We start from the raw sequence: 22015 nt of genomic DNA, 5'->3' as shown, positions 1-22015 counted from the left end.
TCTGGAAACCTTCCAGTTCTGGCGCGATATCGTGACTGACGTGCACAAGGAATATCCGGACGTCGAACTCGATCACATGTATGTCGATAACGCAGCCATGCAACTGGTGCGCGCACCGAAGAAATTTGACGTGGTCGTGACCGGCAACATGTTTGGCGACATCCTGTCCGACGCTGCAGCAATGCTGACCGGTTCGATCGGCATGCTGCCTTCCGCTTCGCTGAATGCCAAGAATCAAGGTCTGTACGAGCCTTCGCACGGTTCGGCTCCGGACATCGCTGGCAAGGATATGGCGAATCCATTGGCGCAAATCCTGTCGCTGGCCATGATGCTGCGTTACTCGCTGAACAAGCCGGAACAGGCGGATCGCGTGGAAGCTGCCGTTAAGGCGGTTCTCCAGCAAGGTCTGCGTACGCCGGACATCTACGAAGCCGGTACCACCAAGGTTGGCACCACGCAAATGGGTGATGCAGTCCTGAAAGCACTCAAGTAATTGGCGGTAAGCTGGCAGTAGTTTGACGAACAGGGCGGATTACGATTTCCCGCCCGTCATAAAGGAAATGATGATGAAGCTAGTTGGTCTGGTTGGTTGGCGCGGCATGGTCGGTTCTGTTCTCATGCAGCGCATGCAGGAAGAGAGGGATTTCGATCACATCGAACCGGTCTTCTTTTCGACATCGAACAAGGGCGGCAAGGCCCCGGCGATGGCAAAGAATGAAACCACGCTGCAGGATGCCAACGATATCGACGCGCTGAAAAAGTGCGACATCATCATTACCTGCCAGGGCGGTGATTACACTACCGAGATTTTCCCCAAGCTGCGTGCGGCTGGCTGGAATGGTTACTGGATCGATGCGGCGTCGACGCTGCGCATGAAGGATGATGCCGTCATCGTGCTCGACCCGGTCAATCTGAACGTCATTCAGGATGCGCTTGGCAAGGGCGTCAAGAATTACATCGGCGGCAACTGTACCAACTCCATCCTGTTGATGGGTGTTGGTGGTCTGTTCAAGGAAGGTCTGGTCGAGTGGGTCAGTTCGATGACCTATCAGGCGGCTTCGGGTGGCGGGGCCAACCACATGCGCGAACTGATTTCGGGCATGGGCGCGGTACACGGCGCGGTCGCTGACGAGTTGGCCAATCCCGCTTCGGCAATTCTTGATATCGATCGCAAGGTTGCCCAAAGCATTCGTCAGGATGTGCCGACCGAATTCTTCGGTGCGCCGCTGGCTGGCGGCCTGATTCCGTGGATCGATGCCCAACTCGAAAACGGTCAGTCCAAGGAAGAATGGAAGGGCCAGGCCGAGGTCAACAAGATTCTCGGTACGACGCAAACCATTCCTGTCGATGGCTTGTGCGTGCGCATTGGCGCCATGCGCTGCCACAGCCTGGCGCTGACGATCAAGCTCAAGCGCGATGTGCCGTTGGCCGACGTGGAGGGCATCATCCGTGGCGGCAACCAGTGGGTGAAGTGGGTGCCAAACGAACGCGCCGTGACGGTCAAGGAATTGACGCCAGCTTCGATCACCGGTGGTCTGGATATCGGCGTGGGCCGTGTGCGCAAGCTGAATCAGGGACCGGAATATCTGTCTTCGTTCGTGATTGGCGATCAACTGCTGTGGGGCGCAGCCGAACCGCTGCGCCGCGTCTTGCGCATCATCCTCGGCGAATAAACACCGATGCCATGTTGTCATGGCGCAACAGGAAACCCGCCGCACAGCCGTGTAACAAAGGCTGGCGGCGGGTTTTACATTTATTTGCCAAGCTACGTTCGCTTGCGCGCGTAAGTCCATGATGCTAAGGTGAAAGTCCATAAAAAAACGACAATCAGGAACGAGAAGCTGACGCCATCACTCTTGTTCTTATGGCGCACTGATTTCTGAAGCAGCCAAACGGAAACATCTTCATGTCATTCAAAATGCGGTCAAAATCTCGCTCCCTCGCTTCTTCCTCCCCGCTTTCCTCTTTCCGTTTAAAAGCTGTCAGCGCTGCCGTTCTTTCCCTGGCCGTGCTGGCCAGTGCGCATGCGGCGGGTCTCGGACGGTTGTCGGTACAGTCGGCGCTCGGGCAGCCCTTGCGGGCAGAGATCGAACTGACTGCGGTCGCTGCCGATGAACTGGAGTCATTGCAACCGCGCCTGGCCTCGGCGGATGCCTATCGCCAGGCAAATATCGAATTGACGCCGGCGCTGTTGTCGCTGCGTTTTTCGGTCGAGCGACGCGCCAGCGGTCCGGTGGTACGCGTCACCTCCACACAGCCGATCAATGAACCATTCGTCGACATGCTGATGGAACTCGGCGGTAATCGCGGTCGACTTGTGCGTGAATACACCTTCCTGCTGGATCCGCCCGAATTGCGTAATGGTCGCACCGCATCGGTGGCGCCCATCATCAACAGCCAAGTCCAGCAATCCACGGTAACGACGCCCGCGCCATCTGCGCCGGCACCGGTTGCGCCAGTCAGCGAAACACCGCGTTCCGAGCCACGTGCGGTTGCAACGCCGACAGCGACACCGGCGACAACGCCGCGTGCTGCGCCCCGTCCGACTCAGCCTGCACGGCCGGCGAAAACCGTGCAGGAACATACCGTTAAAAAAGGCGACACGCTGGCGAATATCGCCAATCAGTACCGCGAGCCCGGCGTCTCGCTCGATCAGATGCTGGTCGCGTTATATCGCGCCAATCCCGATGCCTTTGTCGGCAAGAACATGAATCGTTTGCGCGCCGGTCAGATTTTGTCTATCCCGGCAGCGACCGAAGCAGAAACCATCAATGCCGGCGAAGCGCGTGGCGTGGTAGTCGCGCAGACCGCCGATTTCAACGCCTACCGTAACAAGCTGGCTTCGCAGGTGGGCGGAGCGCAAGCGCGTCGTACCGAAGAAGGTCGGCAAAGTTCCAGTGGCAGCATCACGGCGCGTGTACAGGAAGAGGGCAGTGCAGCGACTGCGCAGGATCGTCTGCGCCTGTCGAAATCGGGTAACAACGATGCCAGCGCCGGTGCGACTGCCGGAGCAAGCACGCGCAGCGGTGTCAGCGAAGAAGACTTGATCGCGCGCGACAAGGCCATCGCCGAAGCCAACGCACGCGTCCGCGAGCTTGAAAAGAACGTCAGCGAATTGCAGAAACTGCTGGAGATCAAGAATCAGGATCTGGCAGCACGTCAGCAACAGGCTGAAGCCGGTGGCACTGCCGCCGCACCCGCTACCTCTGCATCGAATGCTTCTGCTCCGGTGGAAGCTGAAAAAACCGCAGAAGCTGCGGTAACGCCGCCGACAGTCGAGAAACCTGCGGAAGAAAAAACCGCTGCCGATGCGGCCAAGCCTGCAGCGAAACCACCCGTCGTCGCGCCGGTTCAACCAGCGGCCACAGCACCGGAAACCAGTTTCTTCGACGATCTGAGCAACAATCCTCTGTTCCTGCCGGGAGCCGGCATTTTGCTGGCCTTGCTGGCGGCATTGGGGATTTACAGCTCGCGTCGTCGCAAGCAGCCGGTGAAAACCTTTGAAGACAGCATCCTCAGCGATTCGAGCTTGAAGTCGAATTCGCTGTTCGGCGCAACCGGCGGTCAAAGTGTGGACACGAATAACAGCGTGTTCAACTCGAATTTCGTGCCATCTGCCAGCCAGCTCGATACCAACGAAGTCGATCCGATTGCGGAAGCCGATGTCTATATTGCTTATGGCCGCGATGCACAGGCAGAAGAGATTCTGAAGGAAGCCTTGCGCAACCAACCAGACCGCCACGCCGTGCGCCTGAAATTGCTGGAAATCTATTCCATGCGCGGCGATGCACGCGCTTTCGAAGTCCTGGCGACCGAGCTGTACAGCATGACGCGCGGTGAAGGTCCTGAATGGGAGCAGGCCGCCACGCTGGGTGCGGCACTTGACCCCGATAACCCACTCTACGCTTCGGCAGCCACGACCACCGATGGCAACTCGAAATTCGCGAGCGTGCTGACGGCCGCCACGGTTCTGGCTGCAACTGAAAAAGATGAGGAGGAGCCGCTGGCGTTTACCGCAGCGGAATCGGATGAGGTGCCGACATTGCACAAGGACGAGGAAGAGTTGTCCTTCTCCGAGCCGAGTCTGCTGGGCGATGTCGCGCAGATCGATGAGCCGGCGGCACCAGTCAAGGTCGCTTCGCCATTGATCGATGAGCCGCAGGCAAGCATGGCCGATCTCGAATTCGATCTCGATGGCTTCGATGATCAGCCAAAAGCATCTGACGACGATGCCGATGCCTTGTCGCCAACGCAACTGGCATCGGCCGATTTGCCACCTGAAGTGGCTGCCATCAATTTCGACTTCCTTGACAAGGGAGAGCCAAGCGCACCTGTCTCGACGCAGGAAGACCAGCCGCTCGCAGTGAGCACGCCAGTGATCGAACCGGAATTGTCCGAGGAACAACCACCCGTGCCGCCACCTGCTGCGGCGCCTGAGGTGTTGCTGCCGGAAGCCTTCGATCTGGAGTTCCCATCCGATTTGCCGCCTGCAGTTGAGTCGCCCGCACCGGCGGTCACGGCCAAGCCGGAGGATTTTGATCTGTCCGACATTTCGCTGGAACTTGATCCTTTGAGTTCCTCATCCGGCAATACCTTGCCACCGCTTGAGGGCCTGGATGACGAAGCCAGCTATTCCGGTAGTGCCGAAATGGCGACCAAGCTGGATCTGGCACTGGCTTATCAGGAAATCGGTGACAAGGAAGGCGCGCGCGAATTGCTGGAAGAAGTCGTCAAGGGCGGTAATGGCGAACAGTCCGCACGCGCGACGGCGCTGCTCGCCAAGCTGAACTGAACGGTTCACGACACAGTCAACGGGCGCAATGCTATGCTTGCGCCCGTTTTCCTTTTTAGCGGAATGTTTTTCCTGCAATGACCATCGAATCGAAACGTATCGTGCTGGGCGTGCAATATGACGGCGCGCTGTGGCGTGGCTGGCAGACCCAGCCCGGCGGCGGTACCGTGCAGGATACGCTGGAGGCAGCGCTCAAGGCATTCACCTTGCAGGAAATTGGCGTCATGTGTGCCGGCCGTACCGATGCCGGTGTGCATGGTCTGGAGCAGGTCGTGCATTTCGATACCACGCTGTCGCGCGACATGAATTCCTGGGTGCGCGGCGTCAATGCCTTTCTGCCGCCATCGATTGCGGTGCGCTGGGCGGTGCAAGTGCCTGCGCTTGACGGACTGGAATTCCATGCCCGCTTCAGTGCCACAGCGCGCAAGTATCAGTATGTGCTGTACAACCACCCTGTGCGTTCGCCAATGCTGGCGGCCCGTGCTGGCTGGGTGTTCCGTCCGCTCGATCTGGCGCGCATGCAGGAAGCGGCAAACCACCTGATCGGTCAGCACGACTTTTCGGCATTTCGTTCTTCGCAGTGCCAAGCCAATTCGCCGATCAAGACCATGCAGGAAATCCGTATCGAACAGAATGGCAACATGTTTCTGTTCACCCTACAGGCCAATGCCTTCCTGCACCATATGGTGCGCAATATCCTGGGTTCGCTGATCGTGGTTGGCGTTGGTAATCAGACACCAGAATGGCTGAAAACCGTGTTGGACGGGCGCGATCGTGCGCTGGCTGCACCGACCTTCATGCCCGACGGTTTGTATCTGGCAAAAATCGATTACGACCCCAAGTGGGGTTTGCCGCAGGAAGAATTCATTAACCCTTTGTGGCCATTTGATTATGTCTGAGGAAATGTCGTCCCTGCATCGCACACGTATCAAGATTTGCGGCTTGACGCGCGAACAGGATGTGCGCGATGCAATTGCCGCCGGCGCCGATGCCATCGGTCTGGTTTTTTATCCGCACAGCCCGCGCAACATTGCGCCGGAAGCGGCAGGGCAATTGCTGCGTTGCGTGCCACCCTTCGTCACGACGACCGGCCTGTTCGTCAATGCATCGCTGGAGACCGTGCAATCCGTTATTGCCAAGGTGCCGCTTGCCCTGCTGCAATTTCATGGTGACGAGACGGCCGAAATGTGTGCGCACATCGCCGCAGCGGTCAATCGTCCCTTTATTCGCGCCTTGCGCGTCAAACCGGAAGCCACGGCAGCCGATTTGATAGAATATGAAGCTCAATATCGCGCCGCCAGTTCCCTGTTTTCCGGTTTGTTGCTGGATACGTTTGTGGATGGCTACGGCGGCAGTGGAAAGGTTTTCGATTGGTCTCTCATTCCGGAAAGCATCGCGCATCGGGTCGTTTTGAGTGGTGGCTTGAACGCGCAAAACGCGGCTGAAGCCGTATCACGCATACGCCCGTTTGCTGTCGATGTCAGCAGTGGCGTCGAGGCGGCAAAAGGCATCAAGGATGCCGAAAAGATTCGCGCCTTCATCCGCGCCGTCCGCACAGCCGATGCTGTGTGACACGGCTTGCAGGACTAACTTCACAAGAGAATACGCATGAAAGAATTGAACGCAATCGGCGGTTTTGCCGAGCGGCAGGCTGTAACGGACACCACCTTGCAGCAGACCGCACCCTACAATTTTCCCGATGCCAAGGGGCATTTCGGCCAGTATGGCGGCAGCTTCGTTTCCGAGACGCTGAGTCACGCGCTGGCTGAACTCAACAAGGCTTATGCGCATTACAGCAAGGACCCGTCCTTCCTTGAGGAATTTCACTACGACCTCAAGCACTTTGTCGGTCGCCCGAGCCCGATCTACCACGCCAAGCGCTGGTCGGAAATGATGGGCGGCGCCCAGATTTACTTCAAGCGCGAAGACCTCAATCACACCGGTGCCCACAAGATCAATAACGTGATTGGCCAGGCTCTGCTGGCACGTCGCATGGGCAAGAAGCGCATCATCGCTGAAACCGGTGCAGGTCAGCATGGTGTGGCGACGGCGACGATTTGTGCGCGCTTCGGTCTGGAGTGCGTGGTCTACATGGGCAGCGAAGACGTCAAGCGTCAGGCGCAGAACGTTTATCGCATGAAGCTGCTCGGCGCGACCGTTGTGCCGGTTGAATCCGGCTCCAAGACACTCAAGGATGCGCTCAATGAAGCCATGCGTGACTGGGTGACGAACGTGGAAAACACCTTCTACATCATCGGTACCGTGGCTGGTCCGCACCCGTATCCGATGATGGTGCGCGACTTCCAGTCCGTGATCGGCGAAGAGTGCAAGGAACAGATGCCGGAAATGGCCGGCCGTCAGCCTGATTACGTGCTGGCCTGCATCGGTGGCGGCTCGAATGCGATGGGTATTTTCTATCCGTACATCGGCGTGCCCGGTGTGCAACTCATCGGCGTTGAAGCCGCAGGCGAGGGGCTCGAAACCGGCAAGCATTCGGCATCACTCACGGCGGGTTCGCCCGGCGTGCTGCATGGCAACCGCACCTATCTGCTGCAGGATGAAAACGGCCAGATCATCGAAACGCATTCGGTCTCGGCCGGCCTCGATTATCCGGGCGTTGGCCCGGAGCACGCATGGCTCAAGGATTCGGCACGTGCGCAGTATGTTTCGGTGACGGATGAGGAAGCCTTGCAGGCATTCCACGATTGCTGCCATATCGAAGGCATCATTCCGGCACTCGAATCCAGCCATGCATTGGCATATGCCGCCAAGCTGGTGGCGACGCTGCCGAGCGACAAGATCGTGCTTGCCAACCTTTCGGGCCGTGGCGACAAGGACATGCATACCGTCGCCCTGCGCAAAGGATTGAAGTTCGATTGACCATCAACGCGATGAGGCGCAGTGGCAGTCTTGCTCGCTGCTTCCTCATCACCGTTTTCCGATTCCATGCCGATGCCTTGCATCCGCACCTGTACCAAACTTGCTGAAACCATGTCCAGAATCCAGTCCACGCTGACCGCCTTGGCAGCACAAAAACGCAAAGGCCTCATTCCTTTCATTACCGCTGGCGATCCGGCGCCCGAACTGACGGTGCCTTTGTTGCATGCGTTGGTCGAAGGTGGTGCCGATATTCTGGAGCTGGGCGTACCGTTTTCCGACCCGATGGCCGAAGGCCCGGTGATTCAGCGCGCCTGCGAACGTGCACTCACGTTCAACGTCGGCATGCGTGATGTGCTCGATTATGTGCGCGAATTCCGCAAGACCAATACGACCACACCTGTGGTGCTGATGGGCTACGCCAACCCGATCGAACGCATGGGTCAGGCGGCTTTCGTTCAGGCAGCTAGGGATGCGGGTGTCGATGGCACGATCGTGGTCGATTATCCGCCTGAAGAATGTGAAGAATTTGCCGCCTTGCTGAAAGCGGCCGACATGGATCCGATTTTCCTGTTGGCGCCGACTTCAACCGAAGAGCGCATCAAGCAGGTGGCGGCCCATGGCAGCGGCTTCAGCTATTACGTTTCGCTGAAAGGCGTGACTGGTGCTGCCAATATCGATACGCAGGAAGTGGCGCAACGCATCGCGGCGATTCGCCAGCATGTGAAACTGCCGATCGGCGTCGGGTTCGGCATTCGCGATGCGGCAACGGCGAAAGCCGTTGCAGCCGTGTCGGACGCCATCGTGATTGGCAGTCGCATCATCCAGGAACTGGAAAATACACCGCGTGAGCAGGCGGTTGCAGCCGTGCGCACTTTCCTGTCCGGGATTCGCAAGGCGATTGACGAATAAGGTGGCAATGTCGTTGCGGCGCAGTAAAATAGCGCACTTTTACGCAGCAACCCCATTTTTGGCGAATGACCGGGCAAACGGTACAATTCGGCAACTTGAAATTTGAAAGAGGTCGCGATGAGCTGGCTTGAAAAACTCCTTCCCCCACGCATTCAACGTTCCGACAGCGCGCAGCGCAAGTCGGTACCGGAAGGTCTGTGGGTCAAATGCCCATCGTGCGAATCGGTTCTTTACCGTACCGATCTGGAATCCAACATCCATGTTTGCCCAAAGTGCTCGCATCACATGCGCATCCGTGCGCGCGATCGTCTCGATGCCTTGCTGGATGCAGGCGGTCGTTACGACATCGCGCAGGAAGTGCTGCCGGTCGATACGCTCAAGTTCAAGGACAGCAAGAAATATCCGGAACGGCTGAAGTCGGCACTGGAAGCCACCGGCGAAACCGATGCGTTGGTGGTCATGGGCGGTTCGATCATGAGCCTGCCGGTCGTGGTGGCCTGCTTTGAATTCGAGTTCATGGGCGGTTCCATGGGTTCCGTCGTGGGAGAGCGTTTTGCCCGCGCTGCGCAGACGGCGCTCGAACAGAAAGTGCCTTTCATCTGCTTTACCGCGACCGGTGGTGCGCGCATGCAGGAAGGCTTGCTGTCGCTGATGCAGATGGCGAAAACTACGGCCATGCTGACCAAGCTGTCGGAAAAGAAAGTGCCGTTCATTTCAGTATTGACCGATCCGACCATGGGTGGTGTTTCGGCATCGTTCGCTTTCCTTGGCGATGTCGTGATTGCGGAGCCAAAGGCACTGGTCGGTTTTGCCGGTCCGCGCGTGATCGAGAATACCGTGCGTGAAAAACTGCCGGAAGGCTTCCAGCGGGCCGAGTTCCTCGTGCAAAAAGGCGCGGTGGACATGATCGTCGATCGTCGCAAGATGCGTGAAGAAATCGCGCATCTGCTGGCGCTGTTGCAAAATCAGTCGGCTGACGTACTGGCCTGATTGCCGCTTGAGATGCCAAGCCCGAACCTGATCAGGTTCGGGCTTTTTATTTGATGGTGCGACACCATCTACGTGCTATCGCCACTGTTTGTTCTACATGAATACCTTGCCCGTCACTCTCGATGCATGGCTCGCTCGTCTGGAAGCCATGCACCCCAAAGCCATCGATATGGGACTGGAACGCGTGCAGCAGGTGCGCGAAGCCATGCAATTGCAGTTTGCCTGTCCTGTAATCATCGTTGGCGGCACCAATGGCAAGGGTTCCACCTGTGCCATGCTGGAATCGATTCTGTTACGTGCCGGTTACCATGTCGGTTTGTACACATCGCCACACTTGCTGGTCTTCAACGAGCGTATGCGCATCGATGGCAAGTCCGTCACCGATGCGCAGTTGATCGAAGCCTTTGGCAAGATCGAACAGGCGAGGGGTGATGTGTCGCTTTCGTATTTTGAATTCACGACGCTGGCTGGCATGCAGTTGTTTGCCGATGCAGGTCTCGATGCCGTGATTTTCGAGGTCGGTCTCGGTGGACGTCTCGATGCCGTCAATGTGCTGGATGCGGATGTTGCCATCGTCACCAGTGTCGATCTCGATCACATCGAGTACCTGGGCGATACGCGCGAAAAGATCGGTTTCGAGAAAGCCGGTATCTTCCGCGGTGGCAAGACGGCAATCTGTGGCGATCCTGTACCACCGGCATCGCTGGTTGACCATGCCGACGCGATTGGCGCCGACTTGTGGCTCTTCAATCGCGATTTCAACTATGCAGGTGACCCGCAGCAATGGAATTTCAGCGGGCGTGGCAATCGCCGCAACGGCCTCGCTTATCCGGCTTTGCGCGGTGCCAACCAGTTGTTGAATGCGTCGGCCGTGCTGGCGGCGCTGGAAGCGCTGCGCTTGCGCCTGCCGGTCAGTGCGCAGGATGTGCGCAGCGGGTTGGCGACGGTGGCGTTGGCGGGGCGATTCCAGGTGTTGCCTGGACGTCCGGTGGTCATTCTCGATGTGGCGCACAATCCACATGCCGCGGCGACGTTGGCGCAAAATCTCGACAACATGGGTTTCCACCCCTATACCTACGCCGTGTTCGGCGCCATGCAGGACAAGGATATTGCTGGCGTGATTGCGCATCTGAAAGGGCGTATCGATCACTGGTGCGTGACCGATCTGCCCTTGCCGCGCGCCGCCAGTGCCGAAGGACTCAAGCAGCAGATGATCGCGGTGGATGGCGATCTTGCCAATGCTGATGCTGAACGCACCATAGATACCTTCGCCAATCCGGCTGACGCTTTTGCGAATGCCCTGAGCCGCGCGGGGGAGAATGATAGAATTGTGGTTTTCGGATCCTTCCTGACGGTGGCTGGTGTCATGGAATTCCGCAATTCTGCGCTTCATTGATGAATTGTCCACTGAAGAACTGACCACTGAATCGTATGGGCTTGCTCTCGTTTTTTCGTAAAGACCGACAGGAATCGTCGGCCCGCGACAGCGATTTTTACTCCCGAGCGGACGAAGAACAGCCGGGGCGAACCCGCCGCAAAAGCAAACGCGACGAACCTGTCGATCCGGTTCTGCCCGAGAAAAAGCGCGCGCGTCGCCGTCTCGTCGGTGCAGTCGCACTGGTGCTGGCTGCCGTTATCGGCTTGCCAATGATTCTCGACTCCGAACCGAAGCCGCTTTCAGACGACGTCGCGATCCAGATTCCTTCCAAAGATACGCCTGCGCCAGCCACAAAAGCGGAAAGCAAGCCTGTCGCAACGGCTTCCACGCCATCTTCCAACGAAACGCCGCAGTCTTCGCTCAGTGCGGGCGAGGAAGTCGTCGAACAAACCCTAGTCCGCGCTGCGGAAAAATCGGTTGAGCCGCCCAAACAGCTTGCCAAGCCTGTCGTGCCAGAGCCGACACCTGCGCCGCCTGTGACTACCATCACGCCTCCGACGCCTGCAAAGCCTGCGGCTGTGGCCAAGGTCGAGCCGGCACCCGCCAAACAGCAACCGCCTTCCATCGACAAGCACGATACCTCTGCCGAAGCGGCACGTGCGCGCGCCATTCTGGAAGGACGTGCTGCCGACAAGCCGGCAGCAAAACCTGTCGCCAGTGCAAATGCCGGTAGTACTGGCAAGGTGTCGCTGCAGGTAGCCGCACTGACATCGCAGGACAAGGTCAACGAATTGCAGAAGAAATTGCAGGCCGCGGGCCTGAAGTCTTATACGCAGAAGGTATCGACCGCCGCGGGCGATCGCATCCGCGTCCGTGTCGGGCCGTTTGCCAGTGAAGCGGAAGCCGAAAAGGCCAAGGCCAAGCTCGCCGGAATCGGTTTGAGCGGTACCGTGACGCATTGATGAGGCAGTCTTGAAGCAGCACGCTGGCGGCGGCAATCAGGGTTGATCGATTGTGACGATATTCGATTATCTGGTGTTGTTCATTCTGGCATGCTCGGTGTTGATCAGTACCTTGCGCGGATTGGTGAAGGAAATCCTGTCCCTGCTGAGCTGGATCGTTGCCTTTGTTGTGGCGAATGCCTATGGTGAGACGGTGGCTCCCTGGTTGCCGCAGATGATCGAAGGCAATACCTTGCGTTTGATTGTGGCTTTTCTGTCGCTGTTCATTGGCGTGCGTATCCTGATGGGGCTGTTGTCGATGACGCTCGACGCCCTGATCAAGGCTGCCGGATTGACCCTCGCTGATCGCGGCTTGGGCGGCTTGTTCGGCTTGGCACGTGGTCTGGTGATCGTGATGGCGGGTGTGCTGTTGTGCGGAATGACGGAAATACCGCAACAGCCGTTCTGGAAGAATGCATTGTTCAGTCCGATGGCCGAGACGGCGGCGGATACGGTGATTCCGCTCTTGCCGGGCGAGTTCACACAGCATATAAAGTTTAGGTAGTCAGAAGTTTTGGCAGTTTCAATCTAGTTTTTGTTGAGGAGTCCACCATGTGTGGCATTGTTGGCGTCGTTTCTCAATCCCCTGTTAACCAGCTCATCTACGATGCGCTGCTGCTGTTGCAGCACCGTGGTCAGGATGCGGCCGGTATCGCAACCGATAGCGGTCATGCCTTTGCCATGCACAAGGCAAACGGTCTGGTGCGTGACGTTTTCCGCACGCGCAACATGCGCTCGCTGCCGGGTACCGCAGGTGTGGGTCAGGTGCGTTATCCGACCGCCGGTTCGTCGAGCGAGGAAGAAGCGCAACCGTTCTATGTCAACGCACCGTTTGGCATCATCATGGCGCACAACGGCAACCTGACGAACTGGGAACAGCTCAAGATCGAGATGTTCAAGAACGATCGTCGCCACATCAACACGACGTCCGATTCGGAAGTGCTGCTCAATGTGCTGGCGCATGAAATCCAGCAGGCAACGACCGGTTACTCGCTCGATCCGGCTGCGCTGTTCAAGGCAGTGTCGGTGCTGCACAAGCGCGTACGCGGTTCGTATGCGGTCACGGCGCAGATTGCTGGCCACGGCCTGCTGGCGTTCCGCGATCCGTTTGGCATTCGTCCGCTGTGCATCGGTTTCAATGAAACCGACAAGGGCACCGAATATCTGGTGGCCAGCGAATCGGTGGCGCTCGAAGGTCTGGGCTTCCGCTTCCTGCGCGACGTGCTGCCGGGCGAAGCCATCTTCATCGATACCGAAGGCAAGCTCTACAACCAGCAATGTGCAGAGAATCCAACCCTGAATCCTTGCGCTTTCGAATTCGTTTATTTCGCACGTCCCGATTCGGTCATCGATGGTGCTTCGGTCTATGCCACGCGCTTGAAGATGGGCGAATATCTGGCAGAAAAGATCGCACGTGAATTCCCGCTTGGCGATATCGATGTGGTCATGCCGATTCCGGATTCATCACGTCCTGCCGCGATGGAGTTGGCGCTCAAGCTGGGCATCGAATATCGCGAAGGTTTCATCAAAAATCGCTATATCGGTCGTACCTTCATCATGCCGGGCCAAGGCACGCGCAAGAAATCGGTACGTCAAAAACTCAATGCCATCGGTTCCGAATTCAAGGGCAAGAATGTCTTGCTGGTCGATGACTCGATCGTGCGTGGTACCACCAGCCGTGAAATCGTGCAGATGGCGCGTGAATCCGGGGCCAAGAAAGTGATCTTTGCTTCGGCCGCACCACCAGTCAAATATCCGAACGTCTACGGTATCGACATGCCGACGCGTGCCGAACTGATCGCCTACGGTCGCAGCGAAGAGGAAGTCTGCCGCGAAATTACGGCCGATGCGCTGATCTATCAGGATATCGAGGCATTGCGCCGTTCGATTTCGGATGTAAATCCTGCGCTCAAGAGCCTGGAAGCATCGTGCTTCGATGGTGTGTATGTGACGGGCGACATTTCGCGTGATTATCTGGATCGTCTCGAATTCGCACGCAATAATCCGAAGCCTGCAACGGAAGACACCATCCGTTCGCAGTTGAACCTGAATCTGGCACAAGTCGAATAAATCCGGCTTGCTTCTCCTGCAGCCTGATTGCGCACGATGGATGTGCAATCAGGCTTTTTGTTTTTGGACATCAGCATGAACGACAAGAAAAAATACGGTTTCACGACAACGACTCTGCATAGCGATCGTCAGAAAGGTATAGAGCACGGCTCGCTGCACAAGCCTATCCATACATCGGTGACCTTTGGATATGACGATGCGCGCGATCTGGCAACGGTGTTTCAGGGGCGTCAGCCCGGTTATCGCTATGGTCGTCAGGGCAATCCGACCGTGTCGGCGCTCGAAGACAAGATCACCCGCATGGAAGAGGGCGCTTCGACCATTTGCTTTGCGACCGGCATGGCCGCGATCGGTGCACTAGCGCAGGCACTGTTGCGTGCCGGCGATCAGGTGGTTTCTTCGGCTTTCCTGTTCGGTAACACCAATAGCCTGTGGCAAACCGTCGCCCTGCAAGGTGTCGATGTGGCAATGGTGGATGCCACGGATGTTGCCAAGGTGGAAGCTGCGATTACGCCGAAGACGCGCATCGTGTTTGTTGAAACCATCGCCAACCCGCGTACGCAGGTGGCCGATCTGGCCCGCATCGGCAAACTCTGTGCGGAGCGCGGCATTCTGTATGTGGTCGATAACACGATGACTTCGCCCTATCTGTTCAAGCCAAAATCGGTAGGAGCGGGGCTGGTCGTCAATTCATTGACGAAATCGATCGGTGGTCATGGCAATGCCCTTGGCGGCGCGTTGACGGATACGGGCACGTATGACTGGGCAGCCTTTCCGAACATTCTGGATACCTACAAGAAAAATGCTTCGGCAAACTGGGGCATGGCGCAGATTCGTGCCAAGGCGCTGCGTGACTTCGGTGCATCGCTCGGTCCGGAAGCGGCGCATCATCTGGCTGTCGGTGCCGAAACCATGGCCCTGCGCATGGAGCGCGAATGCGCGAATGCGGTCGCGATTACGCAAATGCTTGAGGCGGATGCGCGCGTGGCTGCCGTCTATTATCCAGGCTTGGCTTCGCATCCGCAGCATGCACTTTGCAAGCAATTATTCCGCGCGTACGGCAGTTTGTTCAGCTTTGAACTCAAGGATGGCATCGACTGCTTCGACTATCTCAATCGCCTGCAACTAGGTGTATCGGCCAGCAATCTGGGCGATACCCGCACGCTGGTGATTCCGGTTGCGCATACGATTTTTTATGAAATGGGGCCGGAGCGTCGTGCCAGCATGGGCATTGCGGAATCGCTGATCCGCGTTTCCGTGGGTATCGAAGATACGGAAGATCTGGTCGAAGATTTCCGTCAGGCGCTGGACGCCTGAAGCAGCTTACGGAAAGAGTGCTTGCGCGGCCAGGGCGTCGCGCAGTTTGGTGCTTTTTTGCGGCACCCAGTTTGCAAGGCGTGTCAGCAGGGCGGCAGGGTCGTTTTCGTGCATCATGAGGGTGGCCTGGTCTGCCTTGACGAAGCCGGCATCCACGAGATGCTGCAGAAAGCCGATTAGTCCGGCATAAAAACCGTCGACGTTCAGCACGCCAATCGGCTTGCGATGAAAGTCGAGTTGCGACCATGTCAGCATTTCGAACAATTCTTCCAAGGTGCCAATGCCGCCCGGCATGGCAATGAAACCATCGGATAGCTCGGCCATCATGGCTTTGCGTTCATGCATGTCCTTGACCACATGAATGCGCGTCAGGCCTTTGTGGCCGACTTCCTTATCCATCAGTGCTTGCGGAATCACGCCTGTGACGTCGCCGCCGAGGCGCAGCATTTCGTTGGCGATAACGCCCATTAAACCGACATTGCCCCCGCCATAGACCAGTGACAGATCGCGGGCGACCATGGCGCCGGCCAGCGCGCGGGCAGCTTCGGCATAAACGGGTTGATTGCCGAAGGAAGAACCGCAATAAACGCAAATCGATTTCATGGTGTGGGCGTAGCAGAAGAAGTGGTGGCAGTCGCAGGCATATCTTTGGGCAGTTGCACGATGCGCGTGCCTGCAATTCGGTCGTGCAGGAATTGTCGACTGGGATGTAGCCGTGCTGAGAGTGCCCATGCCATCATGTTGGCAGCGACCAGTGCAACAGCCATCCAGGCTTTGGCATTCAGGGCCCACGCGATCATCATGCCTGGCAAAAACCATAACCATGCCAGCAGGTAGCGCACGACAGCGTGCTTAAGTGTCACGGCCAGACCGTCTTTTGTGACAAGGCGCATGCGCCATGTTTTCATGGGCAAAGTCTGACCGCTGTGCATCCAGAACCAGACGAAATACACGCCTACGACGAAAAACAGCCAGTATTGCAGCGCATGGCGCAAATACAAGGCATTACGTTGCTGGAAAGTGATGGCGAACAGGAGGCCGGCAATGGCAAGAACGCCGAACAGCAAAACCGCCTCGTACAGCATGACGGTCAAGCGTCGTTTGATGGTAGGTGCGGGGAGGTCGCTGGTTTTTGAATGCATGCGTCGCGCAACTCAGGCTCAAGGCGTGGATGGCGACGATTGTACAGGCAAGGATTCGGAATGTGGTGCTTCTTCCCGGCCATTGTGGGCGGTGGCCGACGCGGCGCCGTTCAGCAAACCTGATTGCGTTGACGCATTGGAAGGTATAGGTGTTTTCTGTGTTGCACGGCGCGGAGGATTCACCAATGGCTTTTTGGGAACGGCGGTTGCAGCCAATTCCTTTTTCTTTTCTTCGGAAAGCTGTTGATACTCTTCCCACTGACGGGCTTTTTCCACTTTCAGTTTCTGTACACGCTTGTAATTCTCGCGTGCCAGTCTGCGTTGTTCCGGTGAAAGCTCAACCCAATCGCGCATGCGTTCCTGCATGCGTGCCTGATCGCTTGGTGTCATGGTACTGAACCGATTCGCCAGTTCGATCCATTTTTCGCGCCGGAAGTCATCCAGCCGGCTCCAGTCTTTTTCAAGAGGAGCAAGCGCCGTGCGTTGCGTGCTGGAAAGGTTTTTCCAGTCGTTCTTGGTGGTGGTCTTCGGTGCCTGTACGGCCGGTTTTCCCGGTGTGGCAGGCGCAGTCGAAGCCATTGCATGATTGAACGACGCCATGCCGCTCAATGCCAGAATGGCGACGCCTTTTCGTACATGCCTTGAGAATCGGTCTGACAACATGATGCGGACAGCCGCCATCTTAATCTTGTCCTTTTGCTACAAAAGCATCAAAACCGTGATCGAGATACGCAGATAAAGGCAGATCGTCTGTCAGGACTTCCGCATCAATGGCGGCCAATTCCATGATTTGTTGGTGCTGCTCGTATTGATAGATGCCGACCAGACCAAAAACCAGCGCAGCCAGCGGAATGACAACGCTCATGCGTCCCAACCAGGCAAAGCGATTGTCGCTTTGCGGCAAGCGAACGGTATGCGACACCCCCGCCAATTGCGGCGCGAATGCCGGGGCGGCGACTTCAGCTTTTTTGCGAGAAAGAGCGATCTTGCGTGCAGAAGAAAGTCGTTCGAGGGTTTTTTCTGGCAGGTGTTGACTGCTTTCATCCAAAGCATGCCGCAGCCGGTAGGCGGTATTCAGCTCTTTTGTCGTATTCATAAGTAAATTCCTTTGGCTCTCAAAGCGCTAGCCAGTGTATGGGTGGCGCGCGAGCAATGCGTTTTGACGCTACCCTCCGAGCAACCCATGATGGCCGCGGTTTCAGACACGTTCAGATCCTGCCAGTAACGCATGAGAAACGCTTCGCGTTGACGCGATGGCAGATTTTGTACTTCCGCTTCGATGATTGCCAGAATCTGGCTGCGCTCCAGCTTGTTTTGTCCGGTTTCGGCCCCGTAACTGCCTTCCTCGGCTTCGATCACTTCGAGCGCGTCAAAATTTTCCTGGTCGTCTTGTTTACCAAAACTGGAGAACAGGCTGACCCAGGAAGTGCGGACTTTTTCACGCCGGAAGTAATCGCGGATGGTGTTTTGCAGAATGCGCTGGAATAGCATCGGTAATTCTGCGGCGGGCTTATCGCCGTACTTTTCGGCGAGCTTGATCATTGCATCTTGAACAATATCGAGCGCAGATTCTTCCTTGCGCACGGCGTACACTGCCTGTTTGAATGCGCGACGTTCTATATCTTCAAGAAAATCGGAAAGTTCTTTGTCAGTTGCCATGAGATGCAGCGAGGTGGGAAAGCGCTGCCGAAAATAGTGCAAAAAAGAGAACAGGGCTGGGGAGCCGTGCTTTTTGAATTTGCACGCATCCTAGCAAAGAAGCCTGTTTTCTGCAGGCTTTTTGCGTAAAAGCCGCGGTTTCACGCGGTTTCCCGGTGATTTGTCTTGACCAGGCTGGTGCAACACAGTAACGTATCGTTCCCTTTGCCATCGCGAAGGGTTCTTTGTTTTTCGATTTGTTGCTCATCATGCAATGGTGTCGAAAAATGCGCTTCACTTGAAAGCTGTTTGCTCTAACCCGCGCCACAAGCGCGAGATTCCGCAATCACCTGTCCCAGTATCTTCGGCCGAACGAGTCGCGTTAAGCGCGGATTTGAAGCTTCTCTACAGAGATGTGACGAATTGGCGTGATCGCACAAAAAAGGGACGCCGGAAACCTGTTTCAGGGTGTGGTTTCAACAGGAGAGAGCATCCGATCAATTTCCAATGGACCTTGAAAGGACGTTAAAGCATGACCTCGGAAACAACAAGCAACAACGCCATCGGTGAAGAAATCACCGGCGCAGAAATCGTCGTACGCTGCCTCGCCGAAGAAGGTGTCGAACATGTGTTCGGTTATCCAGGCGGCGCCGTGCTTTACATCTACGACGCGATTTTCAGCCACAGCAAATTCCAGCACATTCTGGTTCGCCACGAACAAGCCGCGGTTCACGCAGCTGATGCGTACTCGCGCAGCTCGAACAAAGTTGGCGTCTGCATCGTGACTTCTGGCCCTGGTGTCACCAATGCCATCACTGGTTTGGCGACCGCCTACATGGATTCGATCCCGATGATCGTGATCTCGGGCCAGGTGCCATCGCACGCCATCGGTCTCGATGCGTTCCAAGAGTGCGATACCGTGGGCATTACACGCCCATGCGTGAAACACAATTTCCTCGTCAAGGATGTCAAGGATCTTGCCGAGACGATGAAGAAGGCTTTCTACATCGCTACCACTGGCCGTCCAGGCCCGGTGCTGATCGACATCCCCAAAGACATCACGATGCACAAGACGACCTTCGCGTATCCAAAGGAAGTCGAAATGCGTTCGTACAAACCGGTCGACAAAGGTCACGCCGGTCAGATTCGCAAAGCCGTGCAGTTGCTGCTGCAAGCCGAGCGCCCAATGATTTACACGGGTGGTGGTGTGATTCTCGCCAACGCCGCGGAAGAAGTGAATCGTCTGGTCGACAAGCTCGGTTATCCATGCACCAACACCCTGATGGGCCTCGGTGGCTACAAGGCAACCAGCGACAAGTTCGTCGGGATGCCGGGCATGCACGGTACCTACGAAGCCAACATGGCGATGCAACATTCGGACGTGATGATTGCCATCGGCGCGCGTTTCGATGACCGCGTTATCGGCAATCCGAAGCACTTTGCGCTTAATCCACGCAAGATCATTCACATCGATATCGATCCATCGTCGATTTCGAAGCGCGTCAAGGTTGATATTCCTATTGTTGGCAACGTCAAGGATGTACTGCAGGAATTGTTGGCGCAACTCGATGCCGCTGAAAGCAAGCCGAACGCCGCTGCCTTGTCCGACTGGTGGAAGCAGATCAACGAATGGCGCAAGCGCGAATGCCTGAAGTACACGCCTTCGACCGAAGTCATCAAGCCGCAATCCGTCATCGAGAAGGTATGGGAAGTCACCAAGGGTGATGCCTTCATCACCTCGGACGTCGGTCAGCATCAGATGTGGGCTGCGCAGTATTACCCGTTCGACAAGCCACGTCGCTGGATCAATTCCGGTGGCCTGGGCACGATGGGTGTCGGCCTGCCATACGCAATGGGCGTGCAGAAAGCCAATCCTGATGCGACGGTTGCCTGCATCACCGGTGAAGCGTCGATCCAGATGTGTATTCAGGAACTCGCCACCTGCAAGCAGTACCACCTGACACCAAAGATCATCCTGTTGAACAACCGTTTCCTCGGCATGGTTCGCCAATGGCAGCAGCTCGAATACGGTTCACGCTATTCCGAGTCGTACATGGATTCGTTGCCCGATTTCGACAAGCTGGTCGAATCCTTCGGCCACGTTGGCATGACGATCGACAAACCGGGTGATCTTGATGCCGCCATGCGCGAAGCATTCGGCATGAAGGATCGTCTGGTATTCATGAACATCATCACCGATCAGACCGAGAACGTCTGGCCGATGGTCAAGACTGGCAAAGGCCTGACCGAAATGCTGCTCGGCTCGGAGGAACTGTAATGCGTCATATCATTTCTGTATTGATCGAGAACGAAGCCGGTGCATTGTCGCGTGTTGTCGGTCTGTTTTCGGCCCGTGCCTATAACATCGAAACGCTGACCGTAGCACCGACCGAAGATGCCACGCTGTCACGCATGACGATTGTCACCAGTGGTTCGGACGACGTGATCGAACAGATCACCAAACATCTGAACCGTTTGATCGAAGTCGTTAAGGTCGTCGATCTGACCGAAGGTGCTTTCATCGAACGCGAGCTGATGCTCATCAAGATCCGCGCCGTGGGCAAGGAGCGTGAAGAGATGAAACGTACTGCGGATATCTTCCGTGGCCGCATCATCGATGTCACCGACAAGACATACACCATCGAGCTGACCGGCAACAAGGCAAAGCTCGATGCGTTCATCGATTCCATTGATCGCACGGCGATTCTGGAAACCGTTCGTACCGGCGGTTCCGGTATCGGTCGTGGCGAGCGCATTCTCAAGCTGTAAGCCATTTACGATTCAAACCAACAACATCAACATCATTTAGGAACATCATGAAAGTTTTCTACGATAAAGACTGTGACCTCTCGCTGATCAAAGGTAAAAACGTTGCCATCATCGGTTACGGTTCGCAAGGCCATGCCCACGCACAAAACCTGAACGATTCCGGCGTCAACGTGACCGTTGGTCTGCGCAAGGGCGGTGCATCGTGGGACAAGGTTGCCAAGGCCGGTCTGAAAGTTGCAGAAGTCAACGACGCAGTGAAAGCTGCTGACGTCATCATGATCCTGCTGCCAGATGAAAACATCGCGCAGGTCTATAGCGAAAACATCGCACCACACGCAAAGCAAGGCGCTGTGCTGGCATTTGCACACGGCTTCAACGTGCACTACGGTCAAGTTGTTCCACGTGCCGATCTGGACGTCATCATGGTTGCGCCTAAGGCACCTGGTCACACCGTGCGCGGCACCTACGCACAAGGCGGCGGCGTCCCTCACCTGATCGCTGTCTATCAAGACAAATCGGGGGTGGCACGTGACATCGCTCTGTCGTATGCCATGGCAAACGGCGGTGGCCGCGCCGGCATCATCGAAACCAACTTCCGTGAAGAAACCGAAACCGATCTGTTCGGCGAACAAGCCGTTCTGTGCGGTGGCGCAGTTGAACTGATCAAAGCTGGTTTCGAAACGCTGACCGAAGCTGGTTACGCACCTGAAATGGCTTACTTCGAATGCTTGCACGAGCTGAAACTGATTGTCGATCTGATCTATGAAGGCGGTATCGCCAACATGAACTACTCGATCTCGAACAATGCAGAGTACGGTGAATACGTCACCGGCCCACGTGTCGTGACAGAAGACACCAAAAACGCCATGCGTCAGTGCCTGAAAGACATTCAGACCGGCGAATACGCGAAGAGCTTCATCCTGGAAAACAAGGCTGGCGCACCTACGCTGATTTCCCGTCGTCGTCTGAACGCAGAACACGAGATCGAACAGGTCGGTGCAAAACTGCGTGCGATGATGCCTTGGATTGCTAAAAACAAATTGGTCGATCAATCGAAGAACTAATCTTCGCAAAAATAGCGGGCATCATCCTGTATTCGCTTTCAAGCGAATACAGCGCTCGGACGAAA

At 56.5% G+C, this 22015-nt stretch carries 22 protein-coding genes; 16 read left to right on the top strand and 6 right to left on the bottom strand.

Features of this window, described 5'->3' with window-relative positions; translation table 11 throughout:
* The 13 genes from QZ725_RS04875 to QZ725_RS04815 form a co-directional block, all read left to right on the top strand.
* The coding region (locus QZ725_RS04875; RefSeq protein ID WP_293776880.1) for an isocitrate/isopropylmalate family dehydrogenase at window positions 1–493 on the top strand (493 nt) is incomplete at its 5' end.
* A 73-nt stretch (window positions 494–566) separates the two neighbouring features.
* Complete coding sequence (asd, locus tag QZ725_RS04870) at window positions 567–1673, top strand: aspartate-semialdehyde dehydrogenase (RefSeq protein WP_293776882.1); 1107 nt, start codon at window positions 567–569, stop codon at window positions 1671–1673.
* Window positions 1674–1906: 233 nt separating this feature from the next.
* Window positions 1907–4792, top strand: coding sequence for a FimV/HubP family polar landmark protein (locus tag QZ725_RS04865; RefSeq protein ID WP_293776878.1), 2886 nt, complete (start codon window positions 1907–1909; stop codon window positions 4790–4792).
* A 77-nt stretch (window positions 4793–4869) separates the two neighbouring features.
* Window positions 4870–5691 carry a tRNA pseudouridine(38-40) synthase TruA gene (truA, locus tag QZ725_RS04860; RefSeq protein ID WP_293776876.1) on the top strand — a complete coding sequence of 274 codons (822 nt, stop codon included), beginning with the start codon at window positions 4870–4872 and terminating at the stop codon, window positions 5689–5691.
* 4 nt (window positions 5692–5695) lie between these two features.
* Window positions 5696–6364 carry a phosphoribosylanthranilate isomerase gene (locus QZ725_RS04855; protein WP_293776874.1) on the top strand — a complete coding sequence of 223 codons (669 nt, stop codon included), beginning with the start codon at window positions 5696–5698 and terminating at the stop codon, window positions 6362–6364.
* Between the two features lie 36 nt (window positions 6365–6400).
* A complete protein-coding gene (trpB, locus tag QZ725_RS04850; protein ID WP_293776872.1) occupies window positions 6401–7672 on the top strand; it encodes a tryptophan synthase subunit beta in 1272 nt (423 codons plus the stop codon).
* A gap of 111 nt (window positions 7673–7783) precedes the next feature.
* Window positions 7784–8581, top strand: a complete 798-nt coding sequence (gene trpA, locus QZ725_RS04845) for a tryptophan synthase subunit alpha (protein ID WP_293776870.1) — start codon at window positions 7784–7786, stop codon at window positions 8579–8581.
* Window positions 8582–8698: 117 nt separating this feature from the next.
* A complete protein-coding gene (gene accD / locus QZ725_RS04840) occupies window positions 8699–9571 on the top strand; it encodes an acetyl-CoA carboxylase, carboxyltransferase subunit beta (RefSeq protein ID WP_293776868.1) in 873 nt (290 codons plus the stop codon).
* A gap of 97 nt (window positions 9572–9668) precedes the next feature.
* Window positions 9669–10967: a bifunctional tetrahydrofolate synthase/dihydrofolate synthase gene (gene folC / locus QZ725_RS04835; RefSeq protein WP_293776866.1), complete on the top strand. Its 1299-nt coding sequence runs from the start codon at window positions 9669–9671 to the stop codon at window positions 10965–10967.
* Window positions 10968–11002: 35 nt separating this feature from the next.
* Window positions 11003–11911 (top strand): SPOR domain-containing protein, encoded by a 909-nt coding sequence (locus tag QZ725_RS04830; RefSeq protein ID WP_293776864.1) that lies wholly within the window; start codon window positions 11003–11005, stop codon window positions 11909–11911.
* 52 nt (window positions 11912–11963) lie between these two features.
* Window positions 11964–12455: a CvpA family protein gene (locus tag QZ725_RS04825; RefSeq protein WP_293776862.1), complete on the top strand. Its 492-nt coding sequence runs from the start codon at window positions 11964–11966 to the stop codon at window positions 12453–12455.
* Between the two features lie 47 nt (window positions 12456–12502).
* A complete protein-coding gene (gene purF, locus QZ725_RS04820; protein WP_293776860.1) occupies window positions 12503–14020 on the top strand; it encodes an amidophosphoribosyltransferase in 1518 nt (505 codons plus the stop codon).
* Window positions 14021–14095: 75 nt separating this feature from the next.
* Window positions 14096–15337, top strand: coding sequence for a cystathionine gamma-synthase family protein (locus tag QZ725_RS04815; protein ID WP_293776858.1), 1242 nt, complete (start codon window positions 14096–14098; stop codon window positions 15335–15337).
* A 6-nt stretch (window positions 15338–15343) separates the two neighbouring features.
* Here the strand turns inward: QZ725_RS04815 and QZ725_RS04810 are convergent, their stop codons facing one another.
* The 6 genes from QZ725_RS04810 to QZ725_RS04785 all read right to left on the bottom strand — a co-directional run bounded on the left by QZ725_RS04810 (window position 15344) and on the right by QZ725_RS04785 (window position 18388).
* Window positions 15344–15940, bottom strand: coding sequence for a TIGR00730 family Rossman fold protein (locus QZ725_RS04810; protein WP_293776856.1), 597 nt, complete (start codon window positions 15938–15940; stop codon window positions 15344–15346).
* On the bottom strand, window positions 15937–16479 hold the full coding sequence (locus tag QZ725_RS04805; RefSeq protein WP_293776854.1) for an RDD family protein: 543 nt from the start codon (window positions 16477–16479) through the stop codon (window positions 15937–15939). Before QZ725_RS04805 ends, QZ725_RS04810 begins: the two co-directional genes overlap by 4 nt.
* Window positions 16480–16497: 18 nt before the next feature.
* Window positions 16498–17079: a DUF3106 domain-containing protein gene (locus QZ725_RS04800; protein WP_293776852.1), complete on the bottom strand. Its 582-nt coding sequence runs from the start codon at window positions 17077–17079 to the stop codon at window positions 16498–16500.
* Window positions 17080–17161: 82 nt separating this feature from the next.
* Window positions 17162–17575, bottom strand: a complete 414-nt coding sequence (locus QZ725_RS04795; RefSeq protein ID WP_293776849.1) for a DUF3619 family protein — start codon at window positions 17573–17575, stop codon at window positions 17162–17164.
* Window positions 17572–18138, bottom strand: coding sequence for an RNA polymerase sigma factor (locus QZ725_RS04790; RefSeq protein WP_293776847.1), 567 nt, complete (start codon window positions 18136–18138; stop codon window positions 17572–17574). Before QZ725_RS04790 ends, QZ725_RS04795 begins: the two co-directional genes overlap by 4 nt.
* The gene (locus QZ725_RS04785) at window positions 18128–18388 is read right to left on the bottom strand and encodes a hypothetical protein (protein WP_293776844.1); all 261 of its coding nucleotides are present in this window, start codon (window positions 18386–18388) and stop codon (window positions 18128–18130) included. Before QZ725_RS04785 ends, QZ725_RS04790 begins: the two co-directional genes overlap by 11 nt.
* A gap of 261 nt (window positions 18389–18649) precedes the next feature.
* Between QZ725_RS04785 and QZ725_RS04780 the strand changes: the two genes are divergently transcribed.
* From QZ725_RS04780 to ilvC, 3 genes are read left to right on the top strand one after another with little or no spacing between them, the layout of a single operon-like run.
* Entirely contained in the window at window positions 18650–20395 is a 1746-nt protein-coding gene (locus QZ725_RS04780) for an acetolactate synthase 3 catalytic subunit (protein WP_293776842.1), read from the top strand.
* Window positions 20395–20886: an acetolactate synthase small subunit gene (ilvN, locus tag QZ725_RS04775; protein WP_293776839.1), complete on the top strand. Its 492-nt coding sequence runs from the start codon at window positions 20395–20397 to the stop codon at window positions 20884–20886. The genes QZ725_RS04780 and ilvN overlap by 1 nt, the downstream gene beginning before the upstream one ends.
* A 47-nt stretch (window positions 20887–20933) precedes the next feature.
* Window positions 20934–21950 (top strand): ketol-acid reductoisomerase, encoded by a 1017-nt coding sequence (gene ilvC, locus QZ725_RS04770; RefSeq protein ID WP_188379455.1) that lies wholly within the window; start codon window positions 20934–20936, stop codon window positions 21948–21950.
* Window positions 21951–22015 lie beyond the last annotated feature (65 nt).

Origin of the sequence: uncultured Oxalicibacterium sp., assembly GCF_913776015.1 — a bacterium.
Lineage (GTDB): Bacteria > Pseudomonadota > Gammaproteobacteria > Burkholderiales > Burkholderiaceae_D > Oxalicibacterium.
This window is presented reverse-complemented; position numbering and strand designations above follow the sequence as displayed.

Bases quoted from the DNA above. Each gene is read 5' to 3' on its own strand.
- asd (WP_293776882.1), top strand. From the start codon at position 567: ATGAAGCTAGTTGGTCTGGTTGGTTGGCGCGGCATGGTCGGTTCTGTT.
- QZ725_RS04865 (WP_293776878.1), top strand. From the start codon at position 1,907: ATGTCATTCAAAATGCGGTCAAAATCTCGCTCCCTCGCTTCTTCCTCC.
- truA (WP_293776876.1), top strand. From the start codon at position 4,870: ATGACCATCGAATCGAAACGTATCGTGCTGGGCGTGCAATATGACGGC.
- QZ725_RS04855 (WP_293776874.1), top strand. From the start codon at position 5,696: ATGTCGTCCCTGCATCGCACACGTATCAAGATTTGCGGCTTGACGCGC.
- trpB (WP_293776872.1), top strand. From the start codon at position 6,401: ATGAAAGAATTGAACGCAATCGGCGGTTTTGCCGAGCGGCAGGCTGTA.
- trpA (WP_293776870.1), top strand. From the start codon at position 7,784: ATGTCCAGAATCCAGTCCACGCTGACCGCCTTGGCAGCACAAAAACGC.
- accD (WP_293776868.1), top strand. From the start codon at position 8,699: ATGAGCTGGCTTGAAAAACTCCTTCCCCCACGCATTCAACGTTCCGAC.
- folC (WP_293776866.1), top strand. From the start codon at position 9,669: ATGAATACCTTGCCCGTCACTCTCGATGCATGGCTCGCTCGTCTGGAA.
- QZ725_RS04830 (WP_293776864.1), top strand. From the start codon at position 11,003: ATGGGCTTGCTCTCGTTTTTTCGTAAAGACCGACAGGAATCGTCGGCC.
- purF (WP_293776860.1), top strand. From the start codon at position 12,503: ATGTGTGGCATTGTTGGCGTCGTTTCTCAATCCCCTGTTAACCAGCTC.
- QZ725_RS04815 (WP_293776858.1), top strand. From the start codon at position 14,096: ATGAACGACAAGAAAAAATACGGTTTCACGACAACGACTCTGCATAGC.
- QZ725_RS04810 (WP_293776856.1), bottom strand. From the start codon at position 15,940: ATGAAATCGATTTGCGTTTATTGCGGTTCTTCCTTCGGCAATCAACCC.
- QZ725_RS04805 (WP_293776854.1), bottom strand. From the start codon at position 16,479: ATGCATTCAAAAACCAGCGACCTCCCCGCACCTACCATCAAACGACGC.
- QZ725_RS04800 (WP_293776852.1), bottom strand. From the start codon at position 17,079: ATGGCGTCGTTCAATCATGCAATGGCTTCGACTGCGCCTGCCACACCG.
- QZ725_RS04795 (WP_293776849.1), bottom strand. From the start codon at position 17,575: ATGAATACGACAAAAGAGCTGAATACCGCCTACCGGCTGCGGCATGCT.
- QZ725_RS04790 (WP_293776847.1), bottom strand. From the start codon at position 18,138: ATGGCAACTGACAAAGAACTTTCCGATTTTCTTGAAGATATAGAACGT.
- QZ725_RS04785 (WP_293776844.1), bottom strand. From the start codon at position 18,388: ATGATGAGCAACAAATCGAAAAACAAAGAACCCTTCGCGATGGCAAAG.
- QZ725_RS04780 (WP_293776842.1), top strand. From the start codon at position 18,650: ATGACCTCGGAAACAACAAGCAACAACGCCATCGGTGAAGAAATCACC.
- ilvN (WP_293776839.1), top strand. From the start codon at position 20,395: ATGCGTCATATCATTTCTGTATTGATCGAGAACGAAGCCGGTGCATTG.
- ilvC (WP_188379455.1), top strand. From the start codon at position 20,934: ATGAAAGTTTTCTACGATAAAGACTGTGACCTCTCGCTGATCAAAGGT.